General features: G+C 64.1%; 11 protein-coding genes. 8 read left to right on the top strand and 3 right to left on the bottom strand.

All coding sequences use genetic code 11. From position 1 onward, the window contains the following. The first annotated feature begins 46 nt into the window (after positions 1-46). The 4 genes from mqnE (at position 47) to H7688_RS03915 (ending at position 4,639) form a co-directional block, all read left to right on the top strand. Positions 47-1,123, top strand: a complete 1,077-nt coding sequence (mqnE, locus tag H7688_RS03930; protein ID WP_183359759.1) for an aminofutalosine synthase MqnE — start codon at positions 47-49, stop codon at positions 1,121-1,123. A gap of 45 nt (positions 1,124-1,168) precedes the next feature. Further along, positions 1,169-2,233 (top strand): cyclic dehypoxanthinyl futalosine synthase, encoded by a 1,065-nt coding sequence (mqnC, locus tag H7688_RS03925; protein ID WP_183359758.1) that lies wholly within the window; start codon positions 1,169-1,171, stop codon positions 2,231-2,233. Positions 2,234-2,324: 91 nt separating this feature from the next. After that, positions 2,325-3,368: a histidinol-phosphate transaminase gene (gene hisC, locus H7688_RS03920; protein WP_183359757.1), complete on the top strand. Its 1,044-nt coding sequence runs from the start codon at positions 2,325-2,327 to the stop codon at positions 3,366-3,368. 137 nt (positions 3,369-3,505) lie between these two features. Beyond that, the gene (locus tag H7688_RS03915; protein WP_183359756.1) at positions 3,506-4,639 is read left to right on the top strand and encodes a ribonuclease D; all 1,134 of its coding nucleotides are present in this window, start codon (positions 3,506-3,508) and stop codon (positions 4,637-4,639) included. A 91-nt stretch (positions 4,640-4,730) separates the two neighbouring features. On the opposite strand, the gene H7688_RS03910 is transcribed toward H7688_RS03915, so the two are convergent. Both H7688_RS03910 and prmA read right to left on the bottom strand, forming a co-directional pair. Further along, complete coding sequence (locus H7688_RS03910) at positions 4,731-5,471, bottom strand: 16S rRNA (uracil(1498)-N(3))-methyltransferase (protein WP_183359755.1); 741 nt, start codon at positions 5,469-5,471, stop codon at positions 4,731-4,733. A 3-nt stretch (positions 5,472-5,474) separates the two neighbouring features. Beyond that, the gene (prmA, locus tag H7688_RS03905; RefSeq protein WP_183359754.1) at positions 5,475-6,392 is read right to left on the bottom strand and encodes a 50S ribosomal protein L11 methyltransferase; all 918 of its coding nucleotides are present in this window, start codon (positions 6,390-6,392) and stop codon (positions 5,475-5,477) included. A 269-nt stretch (positions 6,393-6,661) separates the two neighbouring features. Between prmA and H7688_RS03900 the strand changes: the two genes are divergently transcribed. The 3 genes from H7688_RS03900 to H7688_RS03890 all read left to right on the top strand — a co-directional run bounded on the left by H7688_RS03900 (position 6,662) and on the right by H7688_RS03890 (position 9,805). Next, positions 6,662-7,477 (top strand): pyruvate, water dikinase regulatory protein, encoded by an 816-nt coding sequence (locus tag H7688_RS03900; RefSeq protein ID WP_183359753.1) that lies wholly within the window; start codon positions 6,662-6,664, stop codon positions 7,475-7,477. Between the two features lie 36 nt (positions 7,478-7,513). Beyond that, positions 7,514-8,188, top strand: a complete 675-nt coding sequence (locus H7688_RS03895; protein ID WP_183353358.1) for a response regulator transcription factor — start codon at positions 7,514-7,516, stop codon at positions 8,186-8,188. Positions 8,189-8,425: 237 nt separating this feature from the next. After that, positions 8,426-9,805: a DegQ family serine endoprotease gene (locus tag H7688_RS03890; RefSeq protein WP_183359752.1), complete on the top strand. Its 1,380-nt coding sequence runs from the start codon at positions 8,426-8,428 to the stop codon at positions 9,803-9,805. A gap of 80 nt (positions 9,806-9,885) precedes the next feature. Here the strand turns inward: H7688_RS03890 and H7688_RS03885 are convergent, their stop codons facing one another. Beyond that, positions 9,886-10,890 (bottom strand): ribonuclease Z, encoded by a 1,005-nt coding sequence (locus tag H7688_RS03885; RefSeq protein WP_183359751.1) that lies wholly within the window; start codon positions 10,888-10,890, stop codon positions 9,886-9,888. A gap of 326 nt (positions 10,891-11,216) precedes the next feature. On the opposite strand from H7688_RS03885, the gene H7688_RS03880 reads away from it, so the two are divergent. Next, positions 11,217-12,518: an NCS2 family permease gene (locus tag H7688_RS03880; RefSeq protein ID WP_183359750.1), complete on the top strand. Its 1,302-nt coding sequence runs from the start codon at positions 11,217-11,219 to the stop codon at positions 12,516-12,518. Positions 12,519-12,685 lie beyond the last annotated feature (167 nt).

Here is a 12,685-nt window from a genome sequence, read left to right as displayed (position 1 = left end):
ACCCGTGACTGATCCGGCCGATCGGTCCGATGCCAAAAGGCAAGAGATGACGACATTCTCCACCATAGCCGACAAGGTACGCGCCGGAGCGCGCATCGACGAGGCCGAGGCGCTGGTACTCTTCGCGCACCCCGACCTGCTCGCCCTGGGCGAGCTGGCCCAGGCGGTCAACGAGCGCAAAAACGGCCGCCGGGTCTTTTTCAACGTCAACCGGCACATCAACCACACCAACATCTGTGTGAACCGTTGCCGTTTCTGCGCCTTCTACCGTACCGCAGACCAGCCGGGCGCCTACCTGATGACGCTCGACGAGGTGCGCGCCAAGGCCGAAGAGGCGCTCTTGCAGGGGGCCACCGAGATCCACGTGGTGGGGGGGCTGCACCCGGACCTCCCCTTCGAGTTCTACCTGGAGCTTCTTGAGACGATCCGCTCGGTGTCGCCCACCCTGCACGTGAAGGCCTTCACCGCGGTGGAGATCGCCTACCTGGCGAAGCTGGCCGGAGCCTCCATCCCGGAGACCCTGGAGCGGCTCAAGGAGGCGGGGCTCGGCTCGCTCCCCGGCGGCGGGGCGGAGATCTTCGCCCCGGAGGTGCGCAACCAGCTCTGCCCGGAGAAGTTGAGCGGCGCCGACTGGCTCTCCATCATGGAAGAGGTGCACCAGGCGGGGTTGAAATCGAACGCCACCATGCTCTACGGCCACCTCGAGACGGTGGCCGACCGCGTGGACCACATGCGCCAGCTGCGCGAGCTGCAGGACAGAACGGGAGGCTTCCAGGTCTTCATCCCGCTCGCCTTCCAGCCGGAACACTCGGAACTCAAGGTGGGGAGCGGCACGAGCGGGGTAGACGACCTGCGCACCCTGGCCGTCGCGCGCATCTACCTGGACAACTTCGCCAACGTGAAGGCCTACTGGGTCATGCTCGGCGAGAAGATCGCCCAGGTGGCGCTCGCCTTCGGGGTGAACGACCTGGACGGCACGGTGGTCGAGGAGCGCATCGGCCACGACGCCGGCGCCGACTCGCCGCAGACTATGAGCCGCGACGCGATCGTCTCGCTGATCAAAAAGGCCGGCCGGGTCCCCGTGGAGCGCGACACCCTGTACCGCGAACTGAAGGCCTACTAGGCCGCGGGCACGCGGAGACGACCCGGTAACGAGATAAGGAAGGGCATGCTGAATCAGATAACGGAAAAAGTTGCGGCAGGTGCGGCGCTCTCTCAGAAAGAGGCGCTCTGGCTCCTGACCGAGGCCGAGCTCCTGGCGGTCGGGAGGCTCGCCGACTCGATCCGGCGCCGGCTGCACCCGGCGCCCGAGGTGAGCTTCGTCGTCGACCGCAACGTGAACTACACCAACGTCTGCGAGTCGAAGTGCAAGTTCTGCGCGTTTTACCGCGACCACGGCGCCGCCGACGCGTACCTGCTCGAAACCCCGACCATCCTGGCGAAGATCCAGGAACTGGTGGACCAGGGGGGGACCCAGCTCCTCATGCAGGGTGGCTTGCACCCCGAGCTCACCATCGAGTACTTCGAGGGGCTGTTCAGGGAGATCAAGACCCGCTTTCCCGGGGTGCAGAACCACTCGCTTTCCCCCGCCGAGGTGACCCACATCGCCGCGGTATCCGGCCTGGGCATCCCCGAGGCGCTGGCCCGCCTGAAGGCCGCCGGCCTTGACTCGGTCCCGGGGGGCGGCGCCGAGATCCTGGTGGACAGCGTGCGCCAGGAGATCTCGCCCAAGAAGATCGGCTGGCAGGGGTGGGCCCAGGTGATGCGCGAGGCCGCGCGGCTCGGCATGTCCACCACGGCGACCATGATGTTCGGCTCAAAGGAGCGCCCCGAGGACATCATCGAGCACCTGATGCGGGTGCGCGCCCTGCAGGCCGAGGGGGGGAGCTTCACCGCCTTCATCCCCTGGACCTACCAGCCCGGCAACACCGAACTGGGGGGGGAGAGCGCGACCGGCGTCGAGTACCTGAAGGTGCTCTCGCTCTCGCGCATCGTCCTCGACAACGTCCCCAACATCCAGGGGAGCTGGGTCACCCAGGGGGCGAAGCTCGCCCAGGTGGCGCTCTTCTTCGGCGCCAACGACCTCGGGGGGACCATGCTCGAGGAGAACGTGGTGGCGGCAGCCGGCTGCCGGTTCCGCATGTCCCGCGAGGAGATGATCGAGCTGATCCGCGGCGCCGGCTTTACCCCGGTCCGGCGCACCACCCTGTACCAGGTGCTGGAGCGCTACTAGTGGCCGCGGCCAAGAGCCGCCAGCCGAGTTTTTTTCATCGGACCGATCAGCCGGATCGGACCGGTCGAACCGATACGAAAAGGAGCACCCCATGACCCTGCGCCCCAACATCGCGAAGATGGCCGGCTACGTGCCGGGCTACCAGCCCGACGACGTTGCCAGCTACATCAAGCTGAACACCAACGAGAACCCGTACCCCCCCTCTCCGCGGGTCATCGAGGCGATCCTCTCCGAGGTGGGCGAGGGGCTGCGCCGCTACCCGGACGCCGCGAGCCGCGCCGCCCGCGAGGAGGCCGGCCGGCTCTACGGCTTCGACCCCTCCTGGATCATCATGGCCAACGGCTCGGACGAGGTGCTGAACAACCTGATCCGCGCCTTCGCCGGCGAGGGTGAAGAGATCGCCTACGTGCACCCCTCCTACTCCTACTACGGCACGCTCGCCGAGATCCAGGGAGCCAAGGTGCGCACCTTCGGGCTCTCGGAGAACTTCGAGCCGCAGGGGATCCCGGAGAACTACCAGGGAAAGCTCTTCTTCCTCACCAACCCGAACGCCCCGCTCGGCTTTTGTTACTCGCAGCGCTACATCGCCGACCTGGCCGAGCGGCTTTCCGGGGTGCTGGTGGTGGACGAGGCCTACGCCGACTTCGCCGACGAGGACTCCCTCGACCTGGTGCGCTCCCTGGACAACGTGGTGGTGACCCGCACCTTCTCGAAGAGCTACTCGCTTGCCGGGATGCGGCTCGGGCTCGCCATCGCCCGTCCCGAGACGATCGCCGCGCTCAACAAGATCCGCGACCACTACAACCTGGACCGGCTGGCCCAGGCCGCCGCGACCGCCGCACTCAGGGACCAGGAGTACTTCCGCGCCTGCGTGGCGAAGATCCGCGAGACCCGCGCCTGGTTCACGGCGGAGCTCGTGAAGCTCGGCTACCAGGTGATCCCCTCCTCCGGGAACTACGTCTTCGCCACCCCGCCCGACCGGGACGGCACCCGGGTCTACCAGGCCCTCTACGAGCGCCGCATTCTGGTGCGCCACTTCACCGACCCGGTGCTCTCCCACGGGCTGCGCATCAGCATCGGCACCCCCGAGGAAATGGCGGCTACCGTCGAGGCGCTCACCGAGATCGGCGCCTGAACTGCACCTTCTTTGTTAGTTTTTCTTGAAGATGAATCGAAATGGTTGTAATGTTCTAACCGGGCCGGGCGCAGATTTCCGGCCCCTGCCCCATACTTCACCGAAAGCATGTACGATGCGGAAACGGACGGCCCCATTTGCTGAAACAAACTGAAGGACAGAGCCCCACGGCGGCACATCTCGTCACCGACCAGCACACCCTGAACCTCCTGGTGGAGCGTCTCGCCAAGGAGAGCGTTCTCGCGTTCGACCTGGAGGCAGACTCCCTGCACCACTACACCGAGAAGGTCTGCCTGATCCAGGTTTCCTCCCCCTCGGAGACCCGGCTCATCGACCCGCTGGCGCCCCTGGACGTCAGGGTCCTGGCCCCGATCTTCGCCAATCCCGAGATCAAGAAGGTGTTCCACGGCGCCGACTACGACATGCGCTCGCTCTACCGCGATTTCGGCATCGAGGTGGTGAACCTCTTCGACACCATGATCGCCAGCCAGTTCCTGGGCGAGAGCGAGTTCGGCCTTGCGGCGCTTCTGAAGAAGCGCTTCGGGGTGGAGCTCGACAAGCGCTACCAGAAGGCGGACTGGAGCAAGCGCCCGCTCTCCTCAGAGATGATGGAGTACGCCATGAAGGACACCTCGCTCCTGATCGAGCTCTACCGCCAGCTCGAGGCGGAGCTCGTCGCCAAGGGGCGTCTGGCCTGGGTCGAGGAGGAGTCCGAGCTGGTTGCCAAGGTGCGCTACGCCTCCCGCGAAGGGGAGCTTATGTGCCTGCGCTTCAAGGGGGCCAACAAGATGAAGTCGCGCGAGCTCGCCGTCCTCGAGGAGCTCTTGCGCTTCAGGGACGAGAAGGCGAAGAGCGCCGACGTCCCCCCGTTCCGGATCCTTAGTAACGACCTCCTGCGCGAACTGGCCGAGAAGCAGCCCCGCTCCAACTTCGAACTGGTGGGGATCCACACCATGTCCTCGAAGCTCATCGAGCGCCTGGGGCGCGGTATCCTGCAGGCGGTGGCCAGCGGCCTCGCGCTGCCGGCCGACAAGCTCCCCCAGTCCCAGCCCGGGCGCCGCCCCATGCTGGACCGCTCCCAGGAGGACCGGGTGAAAAAGCTCAAGGTCTGGCGCGAGGGGAAGGCGGCCCAACTGGGTCTCGGCGTCGGCCTGGTCGCCAACAACGCGCTCCTCGAGGCCCTGGCCGAGCCGGACTCCCCGCAGCTCGCACTTTTGAAGCGCTGGCAGCGCGAGGCCTTCGGCGACGAGCTGGCCGGGCTGCTCGTCTAGGCGCTACACCCGAAAAACAATAATGAAAGGCGGGACCCTCATGAAGAGGTGTCCCGCCTTTCGTCGTTTTGTTCATTAGTTTTTTGGCCCGTCAACCCATGTCGCCCCAATGAAACTGTAAAATGGCCAGCAGAGCGAGTCCGGCGGTCTCGGTGCGCAGGATGCGCCGCCCCAGGGAGACCGGAACGAAGCCGTGCCTGCGGGCAGCGGCAACCTCCTCGGGGGTGAGTCCCCCCTCGGGGCCGACCACCACGGCGACGCTCTGGGCGCCGGGGTGCGCGGCAAAGACCTGGGAGAGCCGCGTGGTCGTCTCGTCTTCCCAAAGGAGCAGCTTCACCTGGTGCCCGCTCTCCTTGAGCACCCGGTCGAGCTCCCCGCCCAGCTTCACCCGGGGGGGCAGGCGCCGGCCGCACTGGCGCGCTGCCTCGACGACGATCCGCTCGCAGCGCTCCAGCCGCCCCGCCCCCCGCTCGGCCGTGAGCTTCACCACGGAACGTGCCGCGGCAAACCCCACGATTTCACTCGCCCCAAGTTCGGTGCACTTCTGCAGGATCAGGTCGAACTTCTCCCCCTTGGGAAGCCCCTGGTAGAGGGTCACCTGGAGCCCCGCCTCAGGCTCGTCGATGCTCTCGCGCCGGTCGATGCGCACGCTGAGGGTCTTTGCCCCCACCTCCTCGATTACCCCGGCCAGACGCGCGCCCGCCTGGTCGGTGAGCTGCACCTCGGCGCCGGCCTTGAGGCGCAGCACCCGCACCATGTGCCGGTAGAGTTCACCCGAGATGGTCGCCAGGTCCCCCTCGACGGGGTTGTCACCCAGAAAGAAGCTGCGCATGGCCTAGGGCTTGCGGAAGGTGAGGCAGCTCCACTCCGCCTCTTCCGGGGATTCCACCAGGGTGAGCCCGGGGAAGCCGGCGACCACCATGGGGACCTTCTCGGTGAGGATGCCGGAGAGGATCAGCCAGCCACCCGGTGCGACCCGCGCGGTGAGCTGGGAGGAGAGCCGCACCAGTTCCTCGGCGAGGATGTTGGCGAGTACCACCTGGAACTCTCCGGTGAGCGCCGCGAGGTCGGTGGTGGAGGCCTCGACCCGCTCGGCCACGCCGTTTAATTCCAGGTTCTCCCGGGTTACCTCGACCGCCTCGGGATCGATGTCGATGGCCACGATGCGCGGGCTGCCCATGAGGGCCGCGGCGATGCTCAGGACCCCCGAGCCGGTCCCGACGTCGAGGACCGCGCCGGAAAGGGTGCCCCCCGAGACGTTGAAGCAGATGCGCTCCAGCGATTCCAGGCACATGCGGGTGGTTGGGTGGGCGCCGGTACCAAAGGCCATGCCGGGGTCGATCTGGATCACCAGGTCACCCGCCGCGGGCTCATACTCCTCCCAGGTAGGCTTGATCACCAGGCGTTCGCCCAGGCGGACCGGCTTGAAGTGCACCTTCCAGTTGTTGGCCCAGTCCTCGTGGCGCACCACGGAGACTACCGGCGGGGTATAGACGAAGCCGGGGAAGTCGGGCCCGCGTTCGGCAAGGAAGCGCTCGACCCGGCTGCGCAGCTCCTCCAGCGAGTCGTCCAGGGGGAGGTACCCCTTGACGGTCTTCACCGGGGTGTCCTCGAGGGAGTCGAGGGAGAAGGTGTCCAGGTGCAGGTTTTCGATACCGACGCCGTTGCCGGTCAGCTCCACCAGGAATTCTGCCAGGATGTCGACCATCTCGGCGGGGACCTCGCAGGCGATTTCAGCCCAATCTGTATGCATGATGCGCTATTTCTCCTTTGTTAGTGCGTTCTTGGCTAACCTATCAGAAAATTAGAAGCCATAGCAATGAAAACCTTGACAAGCGTAAAAAGTGCGGGTGTAATTATAATGAAAAAAATTCATGGGCAGCGCTCGGGAATTTTATTCCGAGGTTTTTCCCATTAAATTTTCGTTTTGCCTAAAATGAAAAAAAATGGTATATATCTAATGAGCTTGACTGGGCAGCCCGCTTTTTTTCGCTCAAGTGCCGGGAATGACAGGACGAATAGATGAATCACGTGTATCTCCTATCCGACGCGACCGGAGAGACGGTTGAGCGGGTCGCCCGCGCCGCGCTCACCCAATTCAGGGATGTGGATGTCCGGCTGCACCGCACCGGTCAGATCCGCAACCGCGACGACGTGATTCGCGCCCTGGACGAGGTGAATGCCGGGGAACCGAGCATCATCTTCTATACCCTGGTGAATTCGGAACTGGCCCAGTTGGTGCGCAACGAGACCGAGGCCAGGCAGCTGGAGGCGGTCGACCTGATCACCCCGCTCTTGTTCAAGCTGGCCGAGTTCCTGGAAACGCGTCCCCAGAAGCTTCCGGGTCTGCAGTACGAGATGAACTCCGAGTACTACCGGCGCATGGAGGCGGTGGACTTCACCGTGAAGCAGGACGACGGCCAGGAGCCGCGCAACCTGCACAAGGCCGATATCGTCTTGGTGGGTGTTTCCCGCTCCTCGAAGACCCCGCTTTCCATGTACCTGGCCCACAAGGGGTACAAGGTGGCCAACGTCCCGCTGGTACAGGGGATCGACCCCCCTCCCGAGCTGGAGGAGGTGGAGCCGGAGCGGGTGGTAGGTCTCATCATCGAGACCCAGCGCCTGGTGGACATCCGCTGCGCCAGGCTGCGCAACCTAAGGCAGAGCCCGCGCGGCAGCTACGCGGACTACCGCGAGGTCGAGGAAGAGCTGGCCCACTGCCGCAGGTACTACCGGGCCCACCCCAAGTGGATTGTCATCGACGTAACCAACAAGTCGGTAGAGGAGTCTGCCGCCGAGATCCTGAGCAGACTCCATGGCGAGATACGGCACGATTAGCGTTCGAAATACTCAAAAGAGAGAGAGGTAAACAACATGAGAATTCTGGTGGTTGAAGATGAGAAGAAGGTTGCCAGCTTCATCAAGCGCGGTCTTGAGGAGGAGCAGTACGAGGTCCACACCGCGGCGGACGGCGAGGAGGGACTGAAGCTCGCGCTTGAGAAGGCCTTCGACCTGATCGTGCTTGACTGGATGCTCCCGAAAAAGGACGGCCTGTCCGTGCTGAAGGAGTTGAGGGAGCGCAAAAACGTCACACCGATCCTGATGCTGACCGCCAAGGATTCCGTTGAGGACATCGTGGCAGGCCTCGACTCGGGCTCCGACGACTACCTGACCAAGCCGTTTGCCTTCGCCGAGCTGCTGGCCCGCGTCCGGGCCCTGATGCGCAGAAGCGAGCTGGACCGCGGTGCCGAGATCCGCTTCGCCGACCTGAGGCTCGACCCGGTAACCCACAAGGTGTGGCGCAAGGACAAGGAGATCGACCTCACCGCCAAGGAGTATGGCCTGCTCGAGTACTTCATGCGTAACCCGCACCAGGTGCTGACCCGTACCATGATCGCGGAGCATGTCTGGGACTACACCTTCGACAGCTTCACCAACATCATCGACGTCTACGTGAACTACCTGCGTAAGAAGATCGACCGCGACGCCGACAAGAAGCTGATCCACACCGTGCGCGGCGTGGGCTACATCCTCAAAGAAGAAGAGTAATCCCGACGCGGCATGCCCTGCGCGAAGGACCTTGAAAAAACGGACGACTTTTCCCGCTGCTTTTGGCAGCCGGGGAGGTCGTCCTTTTTTCGTTCTTTCCAGATCTCTGCCGGTACGGGGCCTGCGGGGCGTGCTCCCCTGTTTCGGCTGTCGTTACCGGTAGTTGCCACCTGCCACTCTTGACAAACCGCAGGCGCAGTATTAGGTTTAGCGAACCATTTTCCTCAGGAGGTAACCATGCAGACGCGCGTTGCAGTTCTGGCAAAATCACTGGTTCTCACCCTGCTGTTCGGTGCACTCTTTTCCGGCATGGCCCAGGCCGCTGCCGTACTTCCCGACTTCGCCCTTTTGGCCAAGAAGTTGAAACCCGCCGTCGTCAACATCTCCACCTCTAAGAACATCGCGCCGCAAAAGCGCCACCCGGGCACCGACCCGTTCCAGGAGTACTTCGAGAAGTTCTTCGAGGCACCCCGCCAGCACGCGCAGAAACAGCGCAACCTCGGTTCCGGGTTCATCATCAGCGAGGACGGCTACCTCATCACCAACAACCACGTGGTAAGTGGTGCCGACGAGATCAAGGTGAAGCTCTCGGACGGCCGCGAGTTCAAGGGGGAGGTGAAGGGGCGCGACGAGAAGCTCGACATCGCCTTGGTGCGGATCGAGGCCAAGGGGAACCTCCCGGTGGCTCCCTTGGGGGACAGCGACAAGACCGAGGTCGGCGAGTGGGTGATGGCGATCGGCAACCCCTTCGGCCTGGGGCAGACGGTGACCGCGGGGATCGTGAGTGCCCAGGGGCGGGTGATCGGCTCCGGCCCCTACGACGACTACATCCAGACCGACGCCTCCATCAACCCCGGGAACTCGGGTGGGCCGCTCTTCAACACGAAGGGCGAGGTGATCGGCATCAACACCGCCATCCTGGCCAGCGGGCAGGGGATCGGTTTCGCCATCCCGGTCAACATGGCCAAGGCGATCCTGCCGCAGCTCAAGGAGACCGGCAAGGTGGTGCGCGCCTGGCTCGGTGTTTCGGTGCAGCCGGTGACCCAGGAACTCGCCAAGTCCTTCGGTCTCGAGGGTGAGCGCGGTGCCCTGGTGGCCGAGGTGCTCCCCAACAGCCCTGCCGAGAAGAGCGGCCTCAAGGAAGGGGACATCATCCTCGAGTTCGACGGGCACCCCATCAGGGAGATGGCCGAACTGCCGCGCACCGTGGCGGTGACCCCGGTCGGCAAGAAGGTCTCGGTGCTGGTGCAGCGCGACAACCGCCAGGAGACCGTCTCGGTCGTGGTGGAGAAACTCAAGGAAGGTGACAGCGTCGAGGAGGGGACGGTGGACGGCGACCGGCTCGGCCTCAAGGTCATGGAACTTACCCCGGAAAAGGCCCAGCAGATGAGGCTGCAGGTCGACAAGGGGGTCGTGGTGACCGATGTGCAAACCGACAGCCTCGCCGAGCGCGCCGGGATGCAGCAAGGGGACCTGATTCGCGAGATCAACGGGGTGCGCATCCTGACCCTGGCGGATTACACCAAGGCCGTGGCCGCGGTCAAGAAGGGGAGCTACCTGAAGGTGCGGCTGCAGCGTGGCAGGTCCTTGCTCTACGTGGCGATTCCCGTGGAATAACCAGGTTCATTGGCAGGAACGAGACCAAGGGGCGTCGTCGGAAGGGATCCGGCGGCGCCCTTTTTATGTGCCTGTGCCGATCACCGCTCCGCCGGCTCTCCCTGGAACGCCGCCAGCACCTCGCCGCGCAGCTCGTGCTCGCGTCCCAGGTAGCGGGGGGAGAAGTGGAAGGGGATTACCCGGGCGGCCCCGGCGCGGCGCGCGAGTTCGCCTGCCTGGCGAGCGGTCAGGTGGGCGCGGTCGGCCTCCAGGAAGGTCGCCTCGATGAAGAGGTAATCGGCACCCGCGGCCAGCTGGACGATGCGCCGGCAGTTGTCGGGGGTGTAGGCGGTGTCGGTGACGTAAACCACCTTCTCGCCGGGCACCACCTCGAGTACCCGCTCCTTGAGTTCCCCCAGGGTGAACACCATCTCCTCGGGGAGCCCCTTTCCCCCCGGGGCCACCCGGATCAGGGTCTGGTCCGGCTCGTCGCGCAGGACCGCGGCCTTCACCTCGGAAAGCCAGGGTCCCGCCGGCGCTCCCAACTCCTCCAGACGGTTCTTCATGAAGTTTACGTGGCGCTTCTCCTGGAATGCGAAGGCAAGGCAGGGGAGGCTGTGCTCGAGAAAGGCGACCCGCAGCTGGAAGTTCGGCTCGTCCAGGATGAGGCCGTCCTGCACGAGCCCCTCGCGGTCATTCTCGCGGGCAAAGGCGCGCCGGGAGCTGAACTCGGCGGCGACTATCCGGCCGTCGGGGTGCAGCTCGTGGGCGACGACCCGGAACTCGCAGGGGTAGCTCCCGACAAGGTTCCAGCTATAGGAGGCGAGCCGGTTCTCCACCTGGTGCAGGAACCCGGGGGGGCCAAAGAGGCGCAGGGATTTCTCGCGCCCCAAGAGGATCCGCAACAAGAGGTCGAAGCCGATGAAGTGGTCGATGTGGGTGTGGGAGATTAAGACATCGCTGATCCGTAACAGCTTGCGCGGGGCAAGCGGTGCGAGGTCGCCCAGGTCGAAGAGGATGGCGCGGCGTTCGAAGAGAAAGTCGAGGTAGACGCCGGGGTCGCCGAAGGCGCGGTTTACCAGGTTGGGGAGAAAGTGCGGAGTCATGAAACCTCATCGGGAAATTGCGCTGTTTCGGTCCAGGTCAGGCTTCCTGTTTTTTAGGCCACGCGGTCGATCCTGGCGTCGAAGATTGTCTGACCAATTCCGGGCCGGCCAGCCCGGAGTTTTGTAGGACCCGAACCGATTCATTATAGGGGCCGGCGCCGGGGGCGGGATGGCTGGTTTTGTTTGGGCTGAGTATACACTAGTTTGGTGTTTGCGGTTGCCTTTAGTGCCTGAATGGGGTACAAGTGAGAGTCGACTTTTCATTAGATTCGCCGCCGCCACAACCGCCCGGAGCCCGGGTGTACATACAAGGAGACGGAGCCAGCATGCAGAACTTTTTCGAGTTTGCGCGTCACAAGACGAGCTACCGGCAGGAGACCATCGCCGGTATCACCACCTTCCTCACGATGGCCTACATCATCATCGTGAACCCGGCTATCCTGGAGGCGGCGGGTATCCCGCGCGAGCCCTCGGTCACCGCGACCATCCTGGCTGCGGCGTTCGGCACCATCATCATGGCGCTCTACGCCAAGCGTCCCTTCGCCATAGCACCTTACATGAGCGAAAACGCCTTCATCGCCTTCACCGTGGTGAAGATGCTGGGTTACACGTGGCAGGTCGCGCTGGGCGCGGTATTCATCGCCGGCGTGCTCTTCACCCTGCTGACGGTGTTCAAGGTCCGCTCCTGGCTGGCCGAGGCGATTCCCTTCTCGCTCAAGTGCAGCTTCTCGGTCGGCATCGGCCTGTTCCTCACCTTCATCGGCCTGAACGAAGTCGGCCTCGTCGTGCTGGGCGTCCCGGGCGCACCGGTCAAGCTGGGCGACTTCACCTCGCCGTCGGTGCTGCTGGGTATCTTCGGCTTCCTGATGGTCGTGGTGCTCATGGCCTGGAGGGTGAAAGGCGCCATCGTGATTGGCATCGTGACCACGACCGTCCTTTCCATCCTCTTCAAGGTCACCCCGATGCCGGAGCACTTCGTCTCCATGCCGCCGGACGTCACCCCGATCCTGATGCAGCTCGACCTCAAGGGGGCGCTTGACGTCAAGTTCTTCCCGATCGTTCTCATCATCTTCATCATGGCCTTCGTCGATACCGTGGGTACCCTGATCGGCCTCTCCATGCGTGCCGACCTCCTGGACGAGAGCGGCAACCTGCCGGAGATCGAGAAGCCGATGATGGCCGACGCGCTGGCCACCACCGTCGCTCCGCTTCTCGGCACCACCACCACCGGCGCCTACATCGAGTCGGCTGCGGGGATCGAGGAAGGGGGCCGCACCGGCTTCACCGCCCTGGTCGTCGCCGTGCTGTTCCTGCTCTCGCTCTTCTTCGCACCGCTCTTCACCATCGTTCCGGCACACGCCTACGGGATCGCCCTCATCGTCATCGGCTCCTTCATGATCCAGCCGATCACCAGGGTCAACTTCGACGACTTCACCGAACTGATCCCGGCCTTCCTGACGGTCACCCTGATGATCTTCACCTACAACATCGGCGTGGGGATGACCTCCGGCCTGCTCACCTACCCGCTTTTGAAGGTGGCGACCGGCAAGGGGAAAGAGGTCAAGGCCGGCATGTGGGTGCTGGCGGCCCTGTCGCTTACCCTCTACATCTTCTACCCGCACAAGTAAGCGGCCTAGCGGTAAGACAAAAAAGGGCGGAGTCCACGGCAACGCCCTTGCTTAAAGTGTTGAAACGGTGACCCTGTAAAGAAACAAAAACTCCCACTATTCCTGATGTTAAGGAAGGTGGGAGTTTTTGTTTTTCTTCGGAAAATATCTTCCCAAGGATTTTGAAC

The sequence above is a fragment of the Geomonas limicola genome, assembly GCF_014193675.1.
Taxonomy (GTDB): domain Bacteria; phylum Desulfobacterota; class Desulfuromonadia; order Geobacterales; family Geobacteraceae; genus Geomonas; species Geomonas limicola.
The sequence above is the reverse complement of the archived record's forward strand: the minus strand, read 5'-3'. Positions and strand labels throughout refer to the sequence as shown.